The 23846-nt window shown below is 68.8% G+C and carries 15 protein-coding genes; 6 read left to right on the forward strand and 9 right to left on the reverse strand.

The genetic code is table 11. The features are described from left to right. Window positions 1-4: 4 nt before the first annotated feature. From KUV26_RS18410 to KUV26_RS18420, 3 genes are all read right to left on the reverse strand, one after another. Window positions 5-238, reverse strand: a complete 234-nt coding sequence (locus tag KUV26_RS18410; protein WP_222509463.1) for a DUF2798 domain-containing protein — start codon at window positions 236-238, stop codon at window positions 5-7. A 259-nt stretch (window positions 239-497) separates the two neighbouring features. Beyond that, window positions 498-1250, reverse strand: a complete 753-nt coding sequence (locus KUV26_RS18415; RefSeq protein ID WP_222504697.1) for a hydroxypyruvate isomerase family protein — start codon at window positions 1248-1250, stop codon at window positions 498-500. Between the two features lie 189 nt (window positions 1251-1439). Then, window positions 1440-2024, reverse strand: coding sequence for a DUF1285 domain-containing protein (locus tag KUV26_RS18420; protein WP_222509464.1), 585 nt, complete (start codon window positions 2022-2024; stop codon window positions 1440-1442). A gap of 64 nt (window positions 2025-2088) precedes the next feature. On the opposite strand from KUV26_RS18420, the gene KUV26_RS18425 reads away from it, so the two are divergent. Genes KUV26_RS18425 through KUV26_RS18440 form a run of 4 tightly spaced genes read left to right on the forward strand, consistent with a single transcriptional unit; the run spans window position 2089 to window position 8818 of the window. Beyond that, window positions 2089-3096, forward strand: coding sequence for an AAA family ATPase (locus KUV26_RS18425; protein WP_222504699.1), 1008 nt, complete (start codon window positions 2089-2091; stop codon window positions 3094-3096). Next, complete coding sequence (locus KUV26_RS18430) at window positions 3093-3986, forward strand: DUF58 domain-containing protein (protein ID WP_222509465.1); 894 nt, start codon at window positions 3093-3095, stop codon at window positions 3984-3986. Before KUV26_RS18425 ends, KUV26_RS18430 begins: the two co-directional genes overlap by 4 nt. Next, entirely contained in the window at window positions 3983-6766 is a 2784-nt protein-coding gene (locus KUV26_RS18435) for a DUF4159 domain-containing protein (RefSeq protein ID WP_222509466.1), read from the forward strand. Before KUV26_RS18430 ends, KUV26_RS18435 begins: the two co-directional genes overlap by 4 nt. A gap of 9 nt (window positions 6767-6775) precedes the next feature. After that, on the forward strand, window positions 6776-8818 hold the full coding sequence (locus KUV26_RS18440; RefSeq protein ID WP_222509467.1) for a hypothetical protein: 2043 nt from the start codon (window positions 6776-6778) through the stop codon (window positions 8816-8818). A gap of 146 nt (window positions 8819-8964) precedes the next feature. On the opposite strand, the gene KUV26_RS18445 is transcribed toward KUV26_RS18440, so the two are convergent. The 3 genes from KUV26_RS18445 to KUV26_RS18455 all read right to left on the reverse strand — a co-directional run bounded on the left by KUV26_RS18445 (window position 8965) and on the right by KUV26_RS18455 (window position 17407). After that, window positions 8965-9813 carry a 2-keto-4-pentenoate hydratase gene (locus KUV26_RS18445; protein WP_222509468.1) on the reverse strand — a complete coding sequence of 283 codons (849 nt, stop codon included), beginning with the start codon at window positions 9811-9813 and terminating at the stop codon, window positions 8965-8967. A gap of 29 nt (window positions 9814-9842) precedes the next feature. Next, entirely contained in the window at window positions 9843-11876 is a 2034-nt protein-coding gene (pbpC, locus tag KUV26_RS18450; RefSeq protein ID WP_409996952.1) for a penicillin-binding protein 1C, read from the reverse strand. An 83-nt stretch (window positions 11877-11959) separates the two neighbouring features. Then, a complete protein-coding gene (locus tag KUV26_RS18455; protein WP_222509469.1) occupies window positions 11960-17407 on the reverse strand; it encodes an alpha-2-macroglobulin family protein in 5448 nt (1815 codons plus the stop codon). 151 nt (window positions 17408-17558) lie between these two features. Between KUV26_RS18455 and KUV26_RS18460 the strand changes: the two genes are divergently transcribed. Next, window positions 17559-19838, forward strand: coding sequence for an ATP-binding protein (locus KUV26_RS18460; protein WP_222509470.1), 2280 nt, complete (start codon window positions 17559-17561; stop codon window positions 19836-19838). Window positions 19839-19885: 47 nt separating this feature from the next. On the opposite strand, the gene yaaA is transcribed toward KUV26_RS18460, so the two are convergent. The 3 genes from yaaA to KUV26_RS18475 all read right to left on the reverse strand — a co-directional run bounded on the left by yaaA (window position 19886) and on the right by KUV26_RS18475 (window position 23162). Continuing rightward, on the reverse strand, window positions 19886-20650 hold the full coding sequence (gene yaaA / locus KUV26_RS18465; RefSeq protein ID WP_222509471.1) for a peroxide stress protein YaaA: 765 nt from the start codon (window positions 20648-20650) through the stop codon (window positions 19886-19888). Window positions 20651-20691: 41 nt separating this feature from the next. Further along, complete coding sequence (gene recQ / locus KUV26_RS18470) at window positions 20692-22749, reverse strand: DNA helicase RecQ (RefSeq protein ID WP_222509472.1); 2058 nt, start codon at window positions 22747-22749, stop codon at window positions 20692-20694. 125 nt (window positions 22750-22874) lie between these two features. Next, window positions 22875-23162: a YggT family protein gene (locus tag KUV26_RS18475; RefSeq protein WP_222509473.1), complete on the reverse strand. Its 288-nt coding sequence runs from the start codon at window positions 23160-23162 to the stop codon at window positions 22875-22877. Between the two features lie 133 nt (window positions 23163-23295). Between KUV26_RS18475 and KUV26_RS18480 the strand changes: the two genes are divergently transcribed. Next, entirely contained in the window at window positions 23296-23844 is a 549-nt protein-coding gene (locus KUV26_RS18480) for an acyl-CoA thioesterase (RefSeq protein WP_222509474.1), read from the forward strand. Window positions 23845-23846: the final 2 nt, after the last annotated feature.

The following is a 23846-nucleotide window of genomic DNA, read 5'->3' on the forward strand; positions in this document are numbered from 1 at the left end:
GCTGTTACCCCTCAGACGGCTGGCGCACCAGCCGCGCCACCAGCCGCCGGGCCACCGGCGCGACCACCAGCACCGCGGGAAAGGCCACCGGCCAGCTGACGCTCCAGGCCGCCATCCAGGCCGCCGCGAATCCCTCCAGGCCGGTCACCCGCAGGGTGGCAATCCCCGAGACGATGCAGGACATCATCCCCGACAGCAGCAGAGCGAACAGAACCGGGGCAAAACGGGCGGGCAGCATGGCGGTTTCCTTCTGGCAGGGCCGGTATCGTGACGGGGCCGGTAACAGGACCGCCTGGCGGACGGCAGCATCCTGACGGCAGGCCCCCGTCCTCAGCGCGGCAGACGCGAAGACGGTATGCAGGATGGCGCGGCCGAAGAAAACTGCGCAAGCGCACAGAACAAAACTGCGCGGACGCACAATGGTCTGCGGAATGCGGTTTGCGCAGGCTGGCCTGCAAGCAGAGGCCGATGGCGACGCCGGGGCGCTCAGCGCCGCCTCAGCCCAGCCAGCCCAGGCTGTCCTCGGTGCGCCGGGTCGAAGGGGTGTATTCGGCGCTGACCCAGCCGGTGTAGCCGCTGGCGTCGATTGCTTCGAAAAGCTTCTGGAAGTCCACCGGCCCGGTGCCCGGCTCGCAGCGGCCCGGGGCGGCGCCGATCTGTACATGCACGGCGCGGGAGCCGAAGGTCTCCCACACCTTGAGTGCGTCGCCGTGGATCATCTGCGCGTGGTAGGCGTCATACTGCAGGCCGACGTTGGGGCGGTCCACCGCGTCCAGCACCTCGACCGCAAGGTTGTAGTCATCCAGAAAATAGCCGGGCTGGTCGCCGCTGTTCAGCGGTTCGATGGTGAACTGCTGCTCCGGCGCGCGGTCGGCGGCCCATTGCAGATTCTCGATGAAGGTCTGCCGGGCCGCCTCGCCCTTGGCGTAGCCGGCCATCACGTGGATCTTGCCCGCCTTCAGCGCCTCGGCGTAGCGCAGCACCCGGCGGATGTCGCGCTGGAAGCGGTCGGTGCCTTCCGGCACCGCCGCATAGCCGGGCATGCCGCCGGTGTAATTGGGCGGCGGCGCATTGATCAGCAGGAGCTGCAGCCCGTTGGCGAGCAGCGCCCGCTGGGTTTCCTTGGCGGCCAGTTCATAGGGATAGAGGATCTCCACCGCCTCGAACCCCGCCGCGGCAGCGGCCTGGAACCGGTCGAGATAGGGCAGCTCGGCAAACAGCAGCGAGATATTGGCCGCGAAGCGGGGCATAGGATTCTCCTTGTTGACCGTTGGTCTAACCCCGCTCCGCGGAGCAGCCAAGGCGTCAAAAGAGCAGAATTTTCCTATTAAACTTTCATTAACCAGAGGCGGGCTGGAATTCGCTGACTGCGCGCAATGCTGCAGAGGCCGCGGAAGGGCGCTGCCCGGCTACCGGCCGGGTGGCGCAGGTGCAAAAGCCTACGCCCCGTCCAGCTCTGCCGAGGGGATCAGCGGGAAGAAGTGGCCGCCGGACCAGACGCCGAACCAGCCGCCGTGGTGCTCTCCCAGCTCCGCCAGCCGGTAGAAGCTCTTGCGGTCGATCAGCGCCTCCAGCCCGGCACGGATCATGACATAGGGCGACGGCTCGCCGGTCCCCGCGTCGCGCTCCACCCGGATCGGGTGATCCGGCCCCGCCGCGGCGGTGTCGCCGATATTGGTGGTGAAGGTGATGACCTGATCGCGCCCCTGCCCGGCCGCGTCGAAATCCACCGCCACAAAGGGCGCGTCCTCGACGGTGATGCCGACTTTCTCGACCGGGGTCACCAGGTAGTATTTGCCTTCCTCCAGCTTGAGGATCGACGCGAACAGCTTGACCAGCTCGAAGCGGGTGAACGGCGTGCCGAGGTAATGCCAGCTGCCGTCGCGGGCGATGCGGATGTCCAGATCGCCGCAGAACGGCGGGTTCCACAGGTGGACGGGCGGCAATCCCTTGCCTTTGCCGGCCGCTTTTGCCGCGGCGGCAATGCCTTCGGCATCGGGGGTCACAGGTTTTTGTCCGCTCATTGCTTTTGCCATTTCCAGTCAGCACGATAGAGTAACAGCATATATCCGGGAAACGAGGAATGTCATGCCTGAAACGGACGATCTGCTGGCCGGCATCGAAGCGCTGGAAGCCAAGCTGCAGGAGGCGCGCGCATCGATCACCAAGCGCTTTATCGGACAGGAGCGGGTGGTGGACCTCACCCTCTCGGTGCTGCTGTGCGGCGGCCACGGGCTGCTGATCGGCCTGCCCGGCCTCGGCAAGACCCGGCTGGTGGAGACGCTGAGCACGGTGATGGGGCTGGACGGCAACCGCATTCAGTTCACGCCCGACCTGATGCCGGCCGACATCCTGGGCTCCGAGGTGCTGGACACCGCCGCCGACGGGCACCGGTCGTTCCGGTTCGTGCCGGGGCCGGTGTTCTGCCAGTTGCTGATGGCGGATGAGATCAACCGCGCGAGCCCCAGGACCCAGTCGGCGCTGCTGCAGGCGATGCAGGAGCGGATGGTGACGGTGGCGGGCGAGGACCGCGCCCTGGGCGCGCCGTTCCATGTGCTGGCGACCCAGAACCCGATCGAGCAGGAAGGCACCTATCCGCTGCCGGAGGCGCAGCTGGACCGGTTCCTCTTGCAGATCGACGTGAATTACCCCGACCGCAAGACCGAGCGGGACATCCTGCTGGCCACCACCGGGGCCGGGGAGACGCAAGCCTATCAGGTGTTCACCGCCGGTGAGCTGATCGAAGCCCAGACCCTGTTGCGGCGGATGCCCGTGGGCGAGTCGGTGGTGGAGATGATCCTGGATCTGGTGCGGGCCTTCCGCCCCGAGGAACCCGGGGTGTCCGATCACGTGGCGCAGACCGTGGCCTGGGGGCCGGGCCCGCGGGCGGCGCAGGCGCTGATGCTGGCGGTCCGCGCCCGCGCCCTGCTGCAGGGGCGGCTGGCACCCAGCGCGGAGGACGTTCTGGACATGGCGAAGCCGGTGCTGAGCCACCGGATGCAGCTGAACTTCGCCGCGCGGGCCCGCGGTGAGAGCCTGACGGCGCTGATCGAGGAAACCGCAGCGGATCTGGCCCGGACCGGGGCCGCCGCGTGACCAGGCCTGCCGCCTCTCAGGCTGCGGTTGGACTGCGGCACCGGGCAGAGGCCGAGGCCAGCACCCTGCCGCCCCTGCTGGTGCAGGCGCGGCATCTGGCGGGGTCCGTCCTGATGGGCGAACACGGCCGCCGACGGGCCGGCGCGGGCGATGATTTCTGGCAGTACCGCCCGGCTCAGGCCGGCGACAGCCGCCGGATGATCGACCACCGGCGCTCGGCCATGGGCGATGTGCAATATGTGCGCGAGCGGGAATGGCAGATCGCCCAAACCGTGCATCTGTGGGTCGATGCCGGCGCCTCGATGCGCTTTGCCTCCTCCCCCAAGCTGCCGCAGAAAGCAGAGCGCGCGCGGCTTCTGGGCCTGGCTGCCGCGGTGCTGATGGTACAGGGCGGCGAACGGGTGGGCCTCACTGGCGGCAGCCTGCCGCCGCGGCGCGGCAGCGTGCAGATCCTGCGGCTGGCGGAGGCGCTGTCAGCGGACGATGCCGAAGATTACGCCCCGCCCGGGCACCGGGCGCTGATCCCGCATGCCCGGGCGCTGTTCATTTCGGATTTTCTGGGGCCCTTCGAGCCTGTGGAGCAAGCGCTGTCCAAGGCCGCCGCGCGCGGCGTCCGGGGCGTGCTGCTGCAGGTGCTGGACCCGGCCGAGGAAACCTTTCCCTTTGCCGGCCGCACCCTGTTTGAAAGCATCGCGGGCGGTGTCACACATGAAACACTGAAGGCCTCAGCCCTGCAGGAACGCTATCTGGACCGGCTGGCGGAGCGCCGCGCGGCTCTTGAGCGGCTGTGCCGCGTGGCCGGCTGGCGGTTCGGCCGGCATCACACGGGCGATGCGGCGCAGGCAGCGCTGATGTGGCTCTATCATGCTTTGGAAAGAACCGCGCCATGACGATGATTGCAGGCATCGGCTTCACCGCGCCCTGGCTTTTGCTGGGCTTGCTGGCCCTGCCGGTGCTGTGGCTGCTGCTGCGGGCGATCCCGCCTGCGCCGAAACGCCAGCCGTTCCCGGCGGTGACGCTGCTGCTGGGCCTGAAGGATGACGAAAGCCTGTCGGACCGCACGCCCTGGTGGCTATTGCTGCTGCGGCTCATGGCGGTGGCGGCGGCAATCATCGGGCTGTCCGGGCCGGTGCTGAACCCTTCCACCGAGGAGGGCGGCGGCAGCGGCCCGCTGCTGATCGTGATGGACGCCGGCTGGGGCGGCGCCGCGGGCTGGAAACAGACCAGCGCCCAGGCCGGAGTGCAATTGGAGGAAGCCGGCCGGGCCGGGCGCCCGGTGGCTGTGCTGCGCCTCAGCGCCCCGGAAGTCTTGCAGTTCCGCGCCGCCAGCGACTGGCAGCGGCAATTGGCCGGGCTCGCGCCGCTGCCCTGGCAGCCGGGGCCGGATCAGCTGGAACAGGCGCTGGCGGCGATCGGCGGCGCCGAAGGCCGCTTTGACACCGTCTGGTTCAGCGACGGGCTGGAATTTCCCGGCCGCGAAGAGCTGATCGGGGCGCTGGGGCGGCGCGGTGAGATTGAGGTCTATGAACAGCCCGCGGCGGTGCTGGGTCTGATGCCTGCAAGCTATACCGGCAGCGCAATCGAACTGACGGTGCAGCGCAGCCTCGCCGGGCCGGCACAGGAGGTCTCTGTGGTGGCGCAGGGCAAGGATCCGGGCGGCACCGAGCGCAGCCTGGCCTCGCTGCCGGTGCGGTTCGGCGATAGCGCCCTCACCGCCTCGGCGGAGCTGTCGCTGCCCGCGGAGCTGCGCGCGCGGCTGTCGCGGTTTGAGATCCGCGGCGTGAAATCGGCCGGCGCGGTGGCGCTGACCGATGATTCCCTGCGCCGCCGCGAGGTCGCGCTGGTGTCTTCCGAAAGCGCCGATGAAGGCCTCGCGCTGCTGTCGCCGCTGCATTACCTGCGCCAGGCCCTGGCGCCGTCGGCGGAGCTGCTGGAGGGCGCGCTGGGGGATCTTCTGCCGGCGAATCCCGATGTGATCGTGCTGGCCGATGTGGCGCGGCTGGCCCCCGCGCAGGAAGAGGCGGTGATTGAGTGGGTCGAGAACGGCGGCCTGCTGCTGCGTTTCGCCGGGCCGCGGCTCGCCGCCAGCGACACCGCGCGCGCGGGCGAGGAGCCGCTGATGCCGGTGCGCCTGCGCATTGGCGGCCGCAGCATCGGCGGCGCGATGAGCTGGGGCGAGCCGAAGACGCTGGCGCCCTTTGCCGAGGGTTCGCCGTTCTACGGGCTGGAGGTGCCGGCGGAGGTCTCGATCAGCTCGCAGGTGGTGGCGCAGCCCGATCCGGAACTGTCGCAGCGGGTGATTGCGGAACTGGCGGACGGCACTCCTCTGGTGACGCGAAAGACGCTGGGCCAGGGCCAGGTGGTGCTGTTTCACGTGACCGCCAATGCGGAATGGAGCAGCCTGCCGCTGTCCGGGCTGTTCGTGTCGATGCTGGAGCGGCTGGCGGTGTCGTCCTCTGCCGCGCAGCCGGATGCCGCGGACCTGGAGGGCACCACCTGGACACCGGTCGAGGTGCTGGACGGTTTCGGCCGCCTCGAGGCTGCCGGAACGCTGCCCGGCGTGCCGGGCCCGGATCTGGTGGCGGCGCCCGCCGGGCCGGACCTGCGGCCCGGTGTCTATGACGGCGGGCGGCGGATGCTGGCGCGCAACGTGCTGCGCCCCGGCGATGAGCTGCGGGCGGCGCGCTGGCCGGCCTCGGTGGAGGTCAGCAGTTATGACGCGCCGCAGGAACTGCCGCTGGGCGGGTCGCTGCTGACGCTGGCGCTGCTGCTGCTGGCGCTGGACGTGCTGGGCACGCTGCTGGTCTCCGGCCTGCTGGGCCGCGCCCGGACCGCCGCCCTGGCGGCGGCGCTCGGGCTGGCTGCGCTGGCGGCGCCGCAGCACCTGCAGGCGCAGGACGTGCCGGCGCCGGAGGATTTCAGGGCGGCCGAACTGGCGGCCGAACTGGTGCTGGCGCATGTGCTGACCGGCGATCCGCAGGTCGACCGGGTTGCCGAGGCGGGCCTGCGCGGACTGTCGGACACGCTGTTCTTCCGCACCTCGGTGGAGCCGGCCAACCCGGCCGCGGTGGACCTTGAGCGCGATGAGCTGGCCTTCTACCCCCTGCTCTACTGGCCAGTCACCCGCGACCAGCCGCTGCCCTCCTCCGAGGCTTACGCGAAGCTCAATACCTATCTGCGGGCAGGCGGGATGATCCTGTTTGACACCCGCGACGCGGATCTGGCTGCCTCGGGCGCCACCAGCCCGGCGGCGCGGCGGCTGCAGCAGATCGCGCTGCCCCTGGACATTCCGCCGCTGGAGGTGGTGCCGGAGGACCATGTGCTGACCCGCGCCTTCTATCTGCTGCAGGATTTCCCCGGCCGCCATGGCCGCGGCCCGGTCTGGGTCGAAGCGGCGCCGCCGGATGCCGAGCAGGCCGAGGGCATCCCGTTCCGCAATCTCAATGACGGGGTGACGCCGGTGGTGATCGGCGGCAACGACTGGGCCGCGGCCTGGGCGGTGGATGAGAACGGCCGCCCGCTCCTGCCGGTCGGGCGCGGCTATGCCGGCGAGCGGCAGCGGGAGCTGGCGTTCCGCTTCGGCGTCAACCTGGTGATGCATGTGCTGACCGGCAACTACAAATCCGACCAGGTGCATGTGCCGGCCCTCCTGGACCGGCTGGGGCAGTAGGAGCGCGCGATGACACAGACTATCCTGTTCGACCCGCTGGTGCCCTGGCCGGTGATCTGGGCCGCGGCGGCGGTGACCCTGGCGGCGCTGCTGCTGGGGCTGTGGAAAGGGCTGTCGGGCTGGGCCTTGCGGGCGCTGGCGGCGCTGGTGCTGCTGGCGGCGCTCTCCGGCCCGGTGCATCAGAGCGAGGACCGCGCCCCGCTGGAAGACATCGTGATCGTCGCCGAAGACCAGACCGCCAGCCAGCAGCTGCGGGACCGCCCGGAGCAGATGGCCCGCGCCCGCAGCCAGCTGGCGGCAGCGCTGGCGGAGCGGCCGGGAACAGAAGTGCGCTGGGTCAGCGTTCCGGATGGCGAGGGCGACGAGGGCACCCGGCTGATGGCAGCGGTGGCCCAGGCGCTGGCCGACGAGCCTCGGGCGCGGGTGGCGGGCGTCATCGCGCTGAGTGACGGGCAGGTGCACGACGCGGATCAGGCGGTGAGCCTGCCCGCCCCGATGCACCTGCTGCTGACCGGGCGCGAGGACGACTGGGACCGCCGCCTGATCGTGAAAAACGCCCCGGGCTTTGCCATCATCGGCGAGCCGGTGAAGCTGACGCTCCGGATCGAGGATCAGGGCGCGGTGCCGGCGCAGGGCGGCTTTGCCGATCTCGACGTCTCGGTGGCGGGCGGGCCGCCGCAGCGCTTTACCCTGCCCGTGGGCGTCGATTTCGAACTGCCGATGGTGCTGAAGCACGGCGGCCGCAACGTGATTCAGTTCAACGTGCCGGAAGAGCCGGGCGAGCTGACCGCGCGCAACAACCAGGCGCTGGTGCAGATCAACGGGGTGCGCGACCGGCTGCGGGTGCTCCTGGTCTCAGGCGAGCCGCATGCCGGCGGGCGCACCTGGCGCAACCTGCTGAAATCCGACAGCGCGGTGGACCTTGTGCATTTCACCATCCTGCGGCCGCCGGAGAAACAGGACGGCGTGCCGGTGGAGGAACTGTCGCTTATCGCCTTCCCCACCCGCGAGCTGTTCCTGGAAAAGATCGAGGATTTCGACCTGATCATCTTTGACCGCTACAAGCGGCGCGGCATCCTGCCGGCGGTCTACCTCGACAATGTCGCCAATTACGCGATGGGCGGCGGCGCGGTGCTGGTGGCGGCCGGGCCGGATTTTGCCAGCGCCGACAGCATCTACCGCTCGCCCTTGTCGCTGATCCTGCCTGCGGAACCCTCGGCACGGGTGCTGGAGGAGGCCTTCCGCCCCGAGGTTACGGACCTGGGCAAGCAGCATCCGGTGACCTCAGGCCTTGAAGGGGCCGCGGACTGGGGCCGCTGGCTGCGCCAGATCGAGCTCAGGACGCCGGAAGGCCATGTGCTGATGAGCGGCGCCGGGGAGCGGCCTTTGCTGGTGCTGAACCGGGTGGGCGAGGGCCGGGTGGCCTTGCTGGCCTCGGACCACGCCTGGCTGTGGAGCCGCGGCTATGAGGGCGGCGGGCCGCAGCTGGAGCTGCTGCGCCGCCTTGCCCATTGGATGATGAAGGAGCCGGAACTGGAGGAGGAGGCGCTGTGGGCGGAAGCCGCCGGCCAGCGGATGCGCATCCTGCGCCGGACACTGGCAGGACAGGTGGGGCCGGTGACGGTGACCGCTCCCGACGGTTCCACCGTGGAGCTGGAGCTGCGCCAGACCGCGCCGGGGCAATGGGAAACCCGCTACACAGGGCCGGAGCCGGGATTGTACCGGCTGGAAGAGGGCAAGGAGACCACGGTGGTGGGGCTTGGACCCGCGGCGCCGAAGGAGTTCGAAGAAACCATTGCCACCGGTTCCGTTCTGGCCCCGGTGCTGGAACCGCTGCGCGGCGGCGTCTTGCGGCTGGAGGACGGGATGCCGTCGCTGCGCAGCGTGCGGGCCGGGCGCCCGGCATCCGGGCGCGGCTGGATCGGGCTGACCCCGCGGGAGGCCTATGAGACGCTCTCAGTGAGCCAGGGCCCGCTGCTGCCGGGCTGGCTGGCGCTGCTGCTGGCATCCTTCTTCATCCTCGCAGGCTGGCTGCGTGAAGGGCGTCGTTAGGCAGCTCCCGCAGCCGGGGTGCTCCCGCCCAGTCCGGGCTTCCTGCCGGAAACCGTCCTGGTTGGGCCAAGCGCCGCGCCATTGGCGCGGCGCGGGTCGCTTCGGGCACAGCCCGAAGCGAAACACCTCATCCCGGCGGCAGCAGATTATTCTTTGAAGAACACTTCAATCACCGGGTCGCCCGGCAGCCCTGCATAGGTCACGCTGACCCCGCCCTTGCCTGCGCGCGGCGGGAACAGCGGGCCGAAGGAGCCGGCGGAAATCAGGTCGCCTGCCTTGAACTCCACCCCCTTGGAGCGCAGCCAGAGGGCGGCGTTGACCGGGTTGCCCAGCACCGCCCGGCCCGGCGCCTGCACCAGCACGCCGCCTGCCGCGTCGCGCAGGGTGACGGACATCTCTTCCAGCATCCGGGACATCTCTGCCGGGTCCTCCACCGGCACCGGCGCGCCGAGGACCCCCAGCCGGGTGCCAACGCCCATGGCAGTGATGGATTCCGCGGAAAAAAGCTGGTCCCCCGCCAGAGTGAGGTCGGCCAACTCGATGAAGGGACGGATGGCGGAAATATGGGCCAGTGCCTCTTCAGGCGTGGTTGCACTGTTGATGCCGTCATCGGCGACCACCAGAACCAAATCGGCTTCCACCATCGGGATGGCGCCCCACGGGGCGTCCAGCGTGGCGCCGTTTTCCAGCATCATGTTCTGGAACAGCAGGCCCTGCACTGGCTCCGTGGCACCGAAGCGCTCCTGCGCCGGTTTGCTGGTAAGGCCGGCCTTGTATCCGATCACCACCCCCAAGTGCGGTTCCAGCGCCGCGGCGAGTTTGGCCTGGGAGCACAGCGCGTCCTCCATGCTGCCTCCCGGCGACAGCGCCTGCGCCGGGGTCTTGGCCAGGTAGCTGTCCACGAAGGCAGCGATTTCGGCATCGGTGGCACAAGCAGCCATGGCGGCGGGAGACGTGAGGGCCAGGGCGCAGGCGGCAAGGAGTGATTTCAGCATGAAAAAGGCCTTGAGGCAGAACACAGGGATCAATCGATCCGCAGGGTAACCCGGTCGGAACGTCCGGCGCCATCGACAATCACCAGCGAGGAGAAGCCGGGGCCAGGGCTGGGCAGGGAGAACTCGCGGCGGCGCTGGCCCGACAGAACCGGCAGGCCGTTTGCCATCACCAGAAACGGCGCAGTGCCGCCGCGGAGTTTAAGCGTCAACTCCGCGCCCTCCAGCGCCAGCCAAGCGCCGTCGGGCGGGAAGATCAGCTCCGGCGCATCTGCAGGCTCAGAGAAAGCTGCATCGCGGGGGCGGAAGCGCTGCAACGGCGGCGGCAGGTCTGCGGAGCTGACAATCAGCGTGGCGGGCGGCGGCGGCGGCAGCGGGTCGAGTGCGGGTTTCAGGCGGCCGAAGGCCTCGAACAGCACCGGCGCGGCCAGATCGCCGCCGAAGATACCGGGAACCGGGGTGCCGTCGGCGCGGCCCATCCAGACGCCGATCACGTGGCGCCCGTCCCAGCCGACCGCCCAGGCATCACGGTGGCCGTATGAGGTGCCGGTCTTGTAGGCGATGGTGCCTGCATGGGCGCCTGCGGGCACCGGAAGGCCGCGCAGGATGTCCGCGACCTGCCAGGCGGCCTCGGGCGAACTCAGGCGGCCTGCGGGGTGCGGCGCCTCGCCCTGCATCACCCGCAGCTTCGGCCCCTGCCCGCCTGCCGCCAGCCCGGCATAAAGCTGCACCATGTCCTGCAGGCTGATGCCGAGACCGCCGAGCGACAGCGCCAGCCCCGGCGCGCCGCCGGGCAGGTCCGGCCGGGCGCCGCCTGTGCGCAGCGAGGCCAGCACCCGCGCCGGGCCCAGTTCCTGCGTCAGCTTCACCACCGGGATGTTGAGGGACAGTTGCAGCGCCTCGCGCACTGTAATGTCGCCGCGGAATTCTCCGTCGAAGTTCTGCGGCGCATAGCCTGCGAAGTTGACCGGCCCGTCGCGGATTAAGGTTTCCGGATGCGCCAGCCCCTGGTCGAAGGCGAGGCCGTAAATCAGCGGCTTCAGGGTGGAACCGGGGGAGCGGACCGCCTGGGTCATGTCGACAAACCCGCGCCGTTGCACGCCGGCATAGCCGGGGGAGCCCACCATCGCCAGCACCTCCCCGGTCCGGTGATCGGCAGCGATCAGCGCGGCGGAAAGGCGCGGACTGCTGCGCACAGCGTCGGCGGCCAGCATCTCCATCCGCGCCTGCACAGCGGCGTCGAGGGTCAGGCGCAGCTGGCGTTTGCCGGGGTGCTGTGCCGCAACGCGGTCGGCCAGATGCGGCGCGAGGCGCGGGAAGGCGGCCATCCGGTGCGGCAGCGGAGTGCGGCGGGCGGCCTCGGTTTGTTCGTCGCTCAGAAGCCCCTGGCGCTGCATCCGCGCCAGAACCCGGTCGCGGGCATTGCCGGCAGCCTCGGGGAAGCGGTCGGGGCGGCGGCGTTCGGGGCTCTGCGGCAGGGCAACCAGCAGCGCGGCTTCCGCCGGAGTGAGGCGTTTCGGCTCCTTGCCGAACCAGCTGTAGGTTGCCGCGCGGATGCCTTCGGCCGCGCCGCCATAAGGGGCGTGGGTCAGGTAGAGGGTGAGGATCCCGTCCTTGCTGAGTCGGCGCTCCAGCGCCAGCGCCACCCGCATCTGGCGCAGCTTGCCCGCCCAGCGGCCGGTGGTGCCGTCTTCCAGCAGGCGCGCGACCTGCATGGTGAGGGTGGATCCGCCGGAGACCGCGCGGCCGTTCCACAGCGCCTGGCCCGCGGCGCGCAGAAGGGCGATGGGATCGACGCCGGCATGGGAGCGGAAGCGCTTGTCCTCGTAGCGCAACAGCATCTCGAGGAAGCGCGGGTCGACGTCCGCGGGCCGGACGGCGAGGCGCCAGAGGCCGTCGCCGACGGGGTAGACGCGCAGGAGCTTACCATTGCGGTCAAGGACTTCGGTGGAGCTTTCCGCAAGGGTAAGGGGGAGGTCAGTGCTGCCGATCCACGTGTCAAAAGCGCGATAGGCCGCAAAGACTGCAATAAGCAGAACCGCTAAAGCAGCGGCATACCATTTCAGCCTTTTGCCTGGCCGAAGGCCCGGCAGCGCCCGTCCCGCCCCGCCGGGCCGGGCGCTGCCCTTAGCTTTGGTCCGCCAGCGTTTCACCTGACTTCCACACGCCCGGTGCCGGTGCGGGCGCGGTAAGCCGGGCGGTACATGTCCTCGACCGAGGCCGCAGGGTGGTGGAACACTCCGGGCGTCACCGCGCGGACCACATAGGCCAGCGTAACCGGGGAGGCATCGCGCACATTCACGGCCGCCAGGAAGCGGTCGCTGCGGAATTCGGCGTGTTCAGCTTCGGCCGGGTTCAGCCAGTCGAGATCGCGCAGATCGCCGGAGCGCAGGAGGTTGGGGTTGTCGATCTCAAAACCCGCGGGCAGCGGGTCGTTGACCATCAGCCGCGCACCGGTCTTCTCTTGCGGCTTCACCCGCAGGACCGCCACAAACCGCGCGCCGGCCTGAACGGACTGCACCTCCAGCGGCTGGCCCTCCAGCGTGTAATAGCTGCGCTCGATGGTGTAGCCGAAGCCGCCCGCGGCGGGCGAGACCTCGGGCACGCCAAGCGTGGTGAGGGTGATCTCCGCGGTGCGCCCGCTGGCGGCGGTCAGGGCCAGTTCCGGTGCATTCCGACCGTCAGCCGCCCGCACAAACGGGCCTTGGACGGGCTGCCCGTTGACCAGCAGGCCAGACGCCTCCGGGTTCTGCGCCAGCGCGTGGGCTGCCATCAGGGTCCAGGCGGCCTCCTGCGGGGAGCGGTAGCCGCTGGCGTTCGAAAGCCGCGACGACAGGTTCACGCGGTCCACCGCTTCCGATCCGGCCTCGGCGGCCAGCGCCAGAACACCGGCGGAGTCGCGCAGGCGTGTGCCGAAGTCGGCGCGCCAGAGGCGGGCCTCGTCCCGCCCTTCAGCGCCGATCATCTGCGCGGCGCGGGCAAACATCCGGTCAGCGCGGCGCTGGTCGCCATAGGCCGCAAGGGCGGCGCCCACTTGGGCTGCGGCGAGCGGCGTGGCAAAGGCGCCGCCCTTCACATCGGCGTAATAGCGCAAATCGCCCATCCGGGCCGCCCCCTCGCGGGCCAGCACCAGGAGAGCATAGGCAATCTCCTCGCCGCCCCTGTCGAAATCCGGGGCGTAGTTGATGCGGTTGCGCAGGTTGTCCATCGCCTGGGCAAAGGCCTGCTGCGGCACCTCGTAGCCTTGCGCGCGGGCGCGGCTGAGGAAGTCGCTGGCATAGGCGTCGAGCCAGAACTCGCCGCTGTCGGCGCGCCAGAGGCCGAAGGCACCGCTGGGGGCCTGGCGGGTCAGCACCTGGCGGATGGCGGCGTTGATGCGGGCGTCCACCGCCGGGCCGTTACCCAGCCCTGCGGCCTGCGCCACGCTGCTGAGGTAAAGGAGCGGCAGCGCCTTGGAGGTCACCTGCTCGGTGCAGCCGTAGGGGTATTGGTCCAGTTCCGCCAAGAGGCCCGGCACGTCGAACTTGGCCAGCGGGCCGGAGGAAATGGTGGCCCGTGCGGTGCCGGGGCGCAAGCCCGCGAAGACGTCCTTGCTGAACAGGAAGGTGTCGCCGGCCGCGAGGGTGAAGCGGCGGGTCTCGGACGTCACCGGGTCATTGGCGCGGACCGGGAGGCGCAGGTCTTGGCGCAGTTCCTGCCCGTCCGGGATGGTGAGAGACAAAGTCAGTTTGTGGTCGCCCACAGTTTCCGCTGTGACCGGAAGTTCCAGCACGGTCTTGCCTTGTTCCTGCAAGGTGACAGCGGCGGGCAGGCTACCGAGCGTGAGGCCGCCTGCGGTGGTTGCAGTTAGTTTCGTCTCACCAGCCGGACCATCGGCGTGCACGATCTCAATGAGGGCGCGGCTTTCATCGCCCGGCGCCAGGAAGCGCGGCAGCGAGGCGGTGACCACCACCGGGTCGCGCACCAGCATGTCGGCTTCGGCCTGGCCGACGGCCTTGCCCGACCACGCGACCGCCATCAGCCGCACGGTGCCGTTGAAGGCGGGAAGCGTCATCGGGAACTCAGCCGCGCCGTTGGCGTCCGCTTTCAGCGGGCCGGAAAACAGCGCCACCAGATCCTGCGTGGGCGGCGGCGATTGCATTTTCATGCCGCTGTCCGCGTCGCCGCCCGAACGGATCCGTCCCATCGCGCCGTTGCCGGGGGCGATCAGACGGCCGTAGACGTCGCGCAGCTCCATCCCAAGGCGGCGCTGGCCGTAGTAATGCGCGCTGGGATCGGGGCTTTCGAACCCTGTCAGATTGAGGATGCCGAGGTCCACCGCGGCAACCGTCAGCCAGACCTCTTCGCCCTCCGCCGCGCCATCCACGCGGAGTTTCGCCACTTGGGTGCCGCGCGGGCGGGTGACTTCGGGTACGTCAATGGCGACCTGCAGCTGCTGGCCGGGCTGGGTGACAGCGGCGTGCGCCAAGCCCAGGGCCCGCAGCGGGGTGCGGCCCCTGTCGCCTGCCACCGGCTGGATCACGGTTGCGGTCACATAGGCGCCGCTGCCCCAGTCCTGTGTCACCTCCAGCGGGATCACGGTTTCGCCTGCCGGAACTTCCACTGCCAGGCGGTGGATCAGGCGGTTGGAGACCACCGAGACCAGCGCGGTGCCTGCGGCCTGCGGCACGATGCGCAGGCGGGCGGTGTCGCCGGGGGTGTAGCTGTCGCGGTCCAGTGACAACTCCAGCCTCGCCGGGGTCTCGGTGCTGCCTTCGGGCGCGTACCAGCCGGCGTAGAAGTCATAAGCGGCGGATGCATATGCGCCGTCGAGACGTTCAACGACCAGCTCATAGCGGCCCCAGTCCACGGGCTGCGACAGCGGCAGCGGGTCGCTGCCCAGCGTCGCCTCGCCGGTGGCGACGCGGGTGCGGCGGGTGACCGGCTCCCAGTTCCAGTTGCCGTAGAGCTGATACCACTGGTAGCGGGTTTCAACGCGGTTCAGGGTCCATTTGACCCGCATCGGCATGGGCGTCAGGTCCGGCGACAGGGCGATGAATTCAAAGCCTGCCTCGGAGCCTTCCGCCGCGGCCTCGTCAAACTGCGGCTTGATACCGAGAACGGGGCCGGCAGGGCGGACAGGCAGCTCCAGCCTGCGTTCCACCGGCCGGGCAGACCCGTCAGCGACGCGGGTGGTGAGGGTGGCCAGCAGCGGCTTGCCTTCCGCCGGGACGGCGGCGGGCAGGCTGGCCGCAAAGGCGGCGCTGCCATCGGGGCCGGTTTCCTGGCCGCCATAGTGCTCGGTCTGGGCGGAAGAGGCCTCATCATGGCGGCCGAAGCGGAAGCCGGGCCATTGCTCCAGTGTGTTTGCCGCGGTGAGGCGGATGCTGCCCTCCACCTTAAGGCCTGCGCCCGGTGCGCCGAACAGGTAGTCGGCTTGCAGGGAAATCTGGGCGGCGCTGCCGGGCTGAAGCGCATCCGCATTAGTGACCTGCTGCGCAAAATCGATGCGCTCGGGCAGGAAATCCTCGACCAGGATCTGGCGGCTTGCGAGCGCGGGGGCCTTGAGGTCGCTCCTGATCTCGATGCGCCAGGTGCCGCGGGGGGCGGCGGGGCCGGTTTCCAGCGCAAAGACGTGGCCGCCCTGATGGCCTGCGGCGGAGGTCTGGCGGGTGTATTCCACGCCGTCCGGGCGCAGCAGGACCGCGGTCAGCGGCAGGCCCTCGATGGCCTGCGCCTGGCTGTCGCGCGCCAGCGCGGTCACATGCACGGTTTCACCGGCGCGGAAGGCGCCGCGGGTGGTGGCGAGGAACACGTCCACCGGCCCCGGCGCGGGGCGGCCGGCAACGCCGCGGTCCGACAGGTCAAAGGCGGCGTCATTCAGGGGCAGGAAGGTGAAGTCGCCCTCCCCTGCCCGCGCGGTGATCAGCGCCGGGGCCGCGCCGCCGGAGCCGCGGGTGAGGCCGGGGACAAAGTGCGCATAGCCGCTGGCGTCGCTGATCTGGGTCGCCAGCACCTCATTGGCGGCGGAGATCAGGCTGACCTCGGCACCCGCCTGCGGATTGGCATCCGCCAGGGATTGCACCTGCACATGGAGGCCGTCGCTGCCGGACATGGTGCTGAGGCCCAGACCGGTCAGCACAAACCACTGGGTGGCACCGGCATCTTCATAAGGATCGGAGCCCGGCACCCGGGCTGTGAGCGCATACAGTCCCGGCTTCTGCCCTGTTAGAGCCTGATCCAGCGGCAGGCGGCTGGTCATGGCCTGGTTGAGCGCGGTGTCCACTTCGGCGCTGCCGGTCCAGATTTCCTCGGCAATGTCGGCTGCGAAATGCTCGTCCTCCCAGCGGGAGAGCGGCTTGGCGAAATAGCCATCCTGCAGGGTGCGCAGCACGTTGCGGCTGCTGACCCGGCGCAGGCGCAGGTCCAGCTCCGTCAGGTTCACCGTTTCCACCGGAAGCGCGGCCTGACCGCCCGTCGGCAGCACATAGGCGCGGCCCGGGAAGCGGACCAGGGGGGAGCGGTCGCGCACGTAATGGGTCAGCTCCACGTCCTTGTAGAGCTGCTCGCCGCTGGCCGCCGGCAAGCCGCGGCGCAGGGTGATGCGGTAGCGCTTGCCGTGTTCCGCCCCGTCCAGGCACAGCTGGCGGCCCTGGGCAGTCACGGCGAGGCTGTCCTCGGGCAGGCGGACATAGTTTTCGTAATCGGTGCCGGCCTGTTCCAGATCCTCCGAGAACTCGGCGCAGATGCGCGGTGCGGCGCTGTCGCTTTCAACCGTGCTGGAGGTGACCCGGAAGCCGTATTTGGCAATGGCATCCTCCAGCTGCGCGGCGCGGGCGGCATCCGGCGCGGTGTCCTGCGCCAGCCGCAGCAGCGGCAGCATGGCGCGGCCCCGGCCTTGCACCTCCTGCGCACGGGCGGCTGCAGCCAGCGCCTCTGCCTGCGCCGCGGGGGCCGCGGCCCGCAGGTAGCCGTTCAACGCGGCGAGATACGCCTCAGTGCGGTAATGCCGCTGCTGGCTGCGGCTGCCGCTGTCCCCGGCGGCGCGCAGCAGATACCCGGAAAGCCGTGTCCAATCCTCAGCCGCGTCGCTCAGCACCGCCGCCTGCGCCATCCAGCGCAGCGCGGCCAGGGTCTCGCCGCCCCGCAGCAAATTGCCGGCGGCGGCGCGGGCCTCCGACGAATCGCCGGTTGCCAGCGGATAATCCAGCCCGAGGGTGGCGGCGAGATGAGCGGCGCGCTGCAGCTCCTGCTCCGGAATGAACTCCAGCCGGGCGGCGCGCTGTGCCGCCGCCGCTGCCAGACCGGGTGCGGCGGGCTGTTTCACGGCTGACAAAGCGCCGGCATAGGAGCTGGATTGCCCCAGCGCGGATTTGGGAAAGCAGGCGTTCGCCCTTTGATTGAACACAAACCCCGCACAATCCGCCTGGACAGAACAGGCGCGGGCGCAGGACCCGGCATCCGTGTCGAACAGCGGCTGCAGGTCGGAGCCGAAAAAATCGGTGTCCGCATAGGCGCGGTAGCGGAAATCAGGAACCGCCTGCTGCGCCCGGGCAGCCGGCAGAAACATAAGAAAAGCAATAAAGTAGAGAAAAACAGAAGCAAACAGACGCGGCATGGCACCCTCCAATACTGGAGGCAGGCTGGCACGGGCTTAACGTCATAGCAAGATTCCTCCGCGTAACAAAAAGGGAGAGCGGCACGGCTGCCCTGCGCGCAGAGATTGCTGCGCGCCGTTTTTGTATTGATGTATTGCGGAGTTTGCAGGGATGAGCCTTGCTGACAAACTGGCGGAGGAAAGGCGGGCGCGGCTCGCCGCAGAACGGCTGCTTGAGCTCAAGCAGGCCGAACTGTCCGCTGCCAACCGCAAGCTGGGCCGCCATGCGCTGGCGCTGACCAAGCAGATCGGCCAGACCCAGGCCGAGGTCGCCACGGTGCGCGACGAAAACGCCAAGGTGAAATCCGACCTTCACACCGCCAACGAGAAGATAGAGACTGCCGAGCGGCGGCTGTGGCACTCGATTCAGGCGTTCCAGGACGGTTTTGCCTTCTTTGATGCCGCGGGCCATCTGATCGGCGCCAACACCGCCTATCTCAACATCTTCGACGGGCTGGAGGAGGTCACGCCCGGCATCACCTACGGGCGCATCCTGCAACTGCTGACCGATGAAGGGCTGATCAATACCGGCAGCATGAAAGCCCGTGACTGGCGCGCGATGATGACCGAGCGCTGGAAGTCCGACGCCCCCGAGCCGGTGGTCATCCAGCTGTGGGATGAACGGTACCTGCGCCTGATCGACCAGCGCGGCCACGGCGGCGACGTGGTGACGCTGGCGCTCGATATCACCTCGTCCGTGCGCTATGAGCAGGAGCTGCAGGACGCCCGCGCCCGGGCCGAGGCAGCAAACCGGGCCAAATCCGCCTTTCTTGCCAACATGAGCCACGAAATCCGCACCCCGATGAACGGCGTGGTCGGCATGGCCGAACTGCTGAGCGACACCAGCCTCGACGATGAGCAGCGGCTCTATGCCAATACCATCAAGAACTCCGGCGAAGCGCTGCTGGTCATCATCAATGACGTGCTGGATTACTCCAAGATCGAGGCCGACAAGCTGGAGCTGCATCCGCAGGAGTTCGACCTGGAGCGCAGCCTGCACGAGGTAGTGATGCTGTTGCAGCCGACCGCCCGCGACAAGGGGCTGGCGCTGCTGGTGGATTACGACCTGTTCCTGCCGACGCGTTTCGTCGGCGACCCGGGCCGGATCCGGCAGGTGCTGACCAATCTGGCGGGCAATGCGGTGAAATTCACCAAGCAAGGCCATGTGACCCTGCGGGTGACCGGCATTTCCTCCCCCGAAGACGGCCAGTGCGCAGTGCATGTCACCATTGAGGACACCGGCATCGGCATCCCCGCGGAAAAGCTGGAGCATGTGTTCGGCGAGTTCAACCAGGTCGAGGACGAGCGCAACCGCAAGTTCGAAGGCACCGGCCTGGGGCTGGCGATCTCCAAGCGGCTGATCGAGATGATGGGCGGAGAGATCTGGGTCGACAGCGAAGAGGGCAAGGGCTCCTGTTTCGGATTCCGCCTGCCAATGCCGGTGGCAGGCAGCGCCGCGGAGCAGACGCCGCCGAAGCTGCCTGCCAGCCTGCGTCATGTGTTGCTGGTGGATGACGTGCCGCTCAACTGCGAGATCCTGCAGAAGCATCTGCTGATCTTAGGGATCAAGGTCACCACGGCCGGCACGTCTGCGGCCGCGCTGGCAGCCATGCACGACAGCATCAGCCTGGTGATCAGCGGCCACAACCTGCCCGGGCTGGACGGGCTGCAGCTGGCACGGGAACTCAAATCCGGCGGCTGGGGCGGCGTGCCGGTGCTGCTGATGAATTCCAGCCCGCAGGCGGCCATCGGACCGGACGTCCGGCAGCTGGTCAGCGGCGTGCTGCAAAGCCCCGCGCCGCGCAGCGATCTGTTCAGCCAGCTGGCCCGGCTGGGCAGCGATTCCCCGGCTCCGGCGGCCGCGCCGGCTTCACCAGTTGCGGCGGTTGCGGCGGCCGCCCCCGCGCCGGCTGCTGCGGCGCCAAAGCCGCCCCCTGCTCCCGCTGCTCCCGCTGCCCGCAAGATGCGGGTGCTGGCCGCGGAGGACAACAAGACCAACCAGCTGGTGTTCCGCAAGATCGTGAAGGAGCTGAACATCGACTTGCAGTTCGCCGGCAACGGGCTGGAGGCCGTCGAGGCCTTCAGGTCCTTTCAGCCGGATCTGATCTTCATGGACATCTCGATGCCGATGATGGACGGCAAAGAAGCCACCATGGAGATCCGCAGGCTGGAGGCGGAGAGCGGCGGCCATGTCCCTGTGGTGGCGCTGACCGCCCATGCAATGGCCGGCGATTCCGAGGGCATTCTGGCGGCCGGGCTGGACCACTACCTGACCAAACCGCTGCGAAAAGCGCTGATTCACGATCAGATCCGGACACATGCGCCCGACGGCACCCAGCCGCTTGAGGCCGGCGCGCCGCCGGCCCAGGCCGCAGCGGGCGGCGCGAGCTGAGCCGAAAATTTCCGGCAGGTCCCGGCGCGGCGAGCCTTCCCCCTGCCTCAGGCCTTGCGAAGGAAGACAGGCTTGTCCGGTTCCGACATCTGCGGCTGATAGGCATAGCCGCCGGCATCGAAGTCCTTGAGACTCTGCGCATCCGTCAGACGGTGCTGGATGATAAAGCGCGTCATCGCGCCGCGGGCGCGCTTGGCGTAGAAGCTCACCACCTTCGGTGTGCCGTTCTTGTCTTCCATGAACACCGGCGTCACCACCCGCGGCTTCAGCACCGCCTGATCGACCGCGCCGAAGTATTCCTGGCTGGCACAGTTGACCAGCACATCCGTTTCCACTGCCTCGGCCTGTGCGTTCAAGGCATCCGAAATTTTGCGGCCCCAGAACTCATAGAGGTTCTTGCCGCGCGGGTTCTTCAGCCGCGACCCCATCTCCAGCCGGTAGGGCTGCATGGCGTCCAGCGGCCGCAGCACGCCGTAGAGGCCGGAAAGGATGCGGAAATGATCCTGCGCCCAAGCCATTTCATCGGCATCCAGAGAAGACGCCTCGAGCCCCTGGTAGGTGTCGCCGGCAAAAGCCAGTGCCGCCGGGCGGGTGGCGTCCGTCCTGGGGTCGGCGGCAAATTCCTGAAAGCGGTCATAGTTCAGCTTGGCCAGATCCTCGCTGATGTGCATCAGCTTCATCAGGTCCGCCACTGTTTGTCCGCGCGCCACCTCGGCCAGCGCCACCGCGTCGTCATGCAGCGCGGGCCAGGTCACGTCCTGATCCCGTTCCGCCCAGTCCAGCTTCTTGGCCGGAGAGGTCACTACCAGCATGTCTGCCCCCGAATATCTGCCTTATGTTGCTTGGCGCGATCCTATCCCGCGCCGCGCAGGACGTCCAGAAACGCCGATGCGAAACGTTCCGCGCGGCGCTCCCCCAGCAGCCTTGCGAGACCGTCCTCGTCGCCCTCGCGCAGCTGCGCCACCTTGGCCAGCAGCGACGCCGAGCAAGTGAGCGGCTTCAGCGTGCCGCATTCGCCGCGTGCCAGCTGCGCCTGAACCTCCAGCAGCCCGTCGTAAACCGAGCCGGAATTGCGCCCCGCCAGCTTACGCCGCGCCGGGTGCAGCTGTTCGGACGCGCCGGTGATGACGCTCAGGAAATCATCGCCGTAGCGTTCCAGCTTCTTGGCGCCGACGCCGCTGATGCGGGCCATCTGGTCGAGGGTTTCGGGCCGCATCTCGGCCATCTCGATCAGGGTGCGGTCGGGGAAGATCACATAGGCCGGCACTTTCTGAGCCTCGGCCAGCGCGCGGCGCTTGGCCTTGAGCGCCGACAGCAAGGGCGCGTCTTCCTCCGACACCAGCGCCTTCACCGCCGGGCGGCGGTCGGCGGATTTGATCGTGTCGCGGCGCAGCTCGATCGACTGCTCGCCGCGCAGGATCGGCAGCGCCGCCTCGGTAAAGCGCAGGGCGCCGTGGCGCTCCGGGTCCGGGCGCAAGAGGTCGTGGCCCATCATCTGCCGGAACACCGCCTGCCACTGGCGCTTGCCGAATTCCTTGCCGCAGCCGTAGACCGACAGCTCGTCATGGCGCTTGGCGCGGATCCGGTCGTTATCGGCGCCCAAAAGGATGTCGATCAGGTGGCCGGAGCCGAACCATTCCTCGGTCCGCAGCACCGCCGACAGCGCCTTCCTCACAACGGTGGTGCCGTCGAACACATCGGCAGGCGTGTCGCAGAGGTCGCAATTGCCGCAAGGCTCTGCGTCCTCGCCAAAGTACCCCAGCAGTTTCTGGCGTCGGCAGCGGAGCGCCTCGGCCAGGCCCAGGAGCGCATTCAGGCGGGCGTGGTCGGCGGCGCGGCGGTCGGGCGGGGCGAGGCCCTCGTCGATCTGGCTGCGGCGCAGGCGAATGTCGTCGGGGCCGAACAGGGTGAGGGTTTCCGCAGGCGCGCCGTCGCGGCCGGCGCGGCCGATTTCCTGGTAATAGGCCTCGATGCTTTTGGGCAGGTCGGCATGGGCGACCCAGCGGATGTCGGGCTTGTCGATGCCCATGCCGAAGGCAACGGTGGCGACCACGATCAGGCCGTCCTCGCGGGCAAAGCGGGTTTCGACGATGCGGCGGTCCTCGGCCTCCATGCCGCCGTGGTAGAAACAGGCGGAATGCCCGACGTCACGCAGAGCCGCCGCCAGCGCCTCGGTCTTGGCGCGGGTGCCGCAGTAGACGATGCCGGACTGGCCCTTGCGGGCGGCGGCGAACTCCAGAATCTGGCGGCGCGGGCTGTCCTTGGCGGCAAAGGCGAGGTGGATGTTAGGCCGGTCAAAACCGCGCAGGAAGCTGCGGGGGGCCTCGCCGTCAAACAGCTTCTGGACGATTTCTTCCTGCGTTTCCTGATCCGCCGTCGCGGTGAAGGCGGCCAGCGGCACGTCCAGTGCGCGGCGCAGCTCTCCGATGCGCAGGTAATCGGGGCGGAAATCGTGGCCCCATTGGCTGACGCAATGGGCCTCGTCCACCGCGATCAGGCTGACGCCGATGCGGCGCAGCATGCCCATCGCCGCGCCCGAGGCGAGGCGTTCCGGGGCCATGTAGAGGAGCTTCAGCTGGCCCGCCTCGATTGCCTGCCAGACGGCTTCGGTTTCCTCGTCGGTATTGCCGGAAGTCAGCGCGCCTGCATTGACGCCGGCCTCCTGCAGGGCGCGGACCTGGTCGCGCATGAGGGCAATGAGGGGGGAGATCACCACGGTGATGCCGTCGCGCAGCAGGGCGGGCAGCTGGTAGCAGAGCGACTTGCCGCCGCCGGTCGGCATGATCGCCAGCACGTTCTCCCCGGCGGTCACGGCGTCTACAATTTCCTCCTGCCCCGGGCGGAAGGCGTCAAAGCCGAAAATCTCGCGCAGAATGGGTGTCGCGCCGGTCAGGGCGGTCATATCCGTCATGGGGGCGGAGGGCCTCGCGGTCAGTGCTGCTCTTCTTTGGCAGGCACAATCCCACAGGAGGCATGGGGCGGCAAGGCCCGCAGGTAAAAAGCCCGGCAGGAAACGCCGGGCCGGGGATTTTCAGATCAATAGAACGCCGAGACGTTGTTCACCAGAATGATGCGCAGCGCGTAGACGCCGATCAGCACCGCCAGCGGCGCCAGGTCGATGCCCCCCATGCTGGGAAGGATGCGGCGCACCGGGGCGTAAAGCGGCTCCAAAATGCGGTTCAGGCCGTACCAGATCTGCCCCACCAGCTGCTGGTGCAGGTTCAGGACCTGGAAGTTGATCAGCCAGCTCATGATCACATGGGCAATGATGAAGAACCAGACCACGTCCAGGATCAGCATCAGGATTTGGAACAGCGAGACCATCGGTATTTCCCTTTTTCGAACAGCCTCACAGGTAAGCAGACGCGGCGAAATGCGCAAGGCTTCCGCGAGGTTGCGGTTGACGCGCTGTAAACGGGTGGCATCACGGGCACATGCAGCACAGGAGCGCGCGCCGATGTACCCGATTGTCCGCCTGATCAAGGATACCGTTCTGGCCAGCCGGATGGAGCGGCTGCCGATCACCGGCATGCATGTGTCCAGCCACATCTGCTGGCCCTGGGACCTCGACATGTGGATGGAGCTGAACAACGGCCGCACCATGACGCTCTATGATCTGGGGCGCACCATGCTGGCGCAGCGGGTGGGGCTGATCCGCTGCCTGCGCGAACGCCGCTGGGGGCTGACGGTGGCGGGGTCCTCGGTCCGCTACCGCCGCCGCATCCGCGGCTTTGAGAAGTTCGAGATGCGCAGCCGCACCGCCGGCTGGGACGACAAGTTCATCTATGTCGAGCAGTCGATGTGGAAAAAGAACGGCGACTGCGCCAGCCATGTGATGCTGCGCACCGCGGTCACGGACAAAAGCGGCATCGTGCCGCCGCAAAAGGTGCTGGAGGCGCTGGGGCAGCACGCGGAAGCCTCTCCCGAACTGCCGGGCTGGATTCGGGACTGGTGCGCGGCGGATGCCGGCCGGCCCTGGCCGCCGATGCAGGACAGGCTTGCCTAGGC

Source organism: Leisingera daeponensis (genome assembly GCF_019801465.1).
Classification (GTDB): domain Bacteria; phylum Pseudomonadota; class Alphaproteobacteria; order Rhodobacterales; family Rhodobacteraceae; genus Leisingera; species Leisingera daeponensis_A.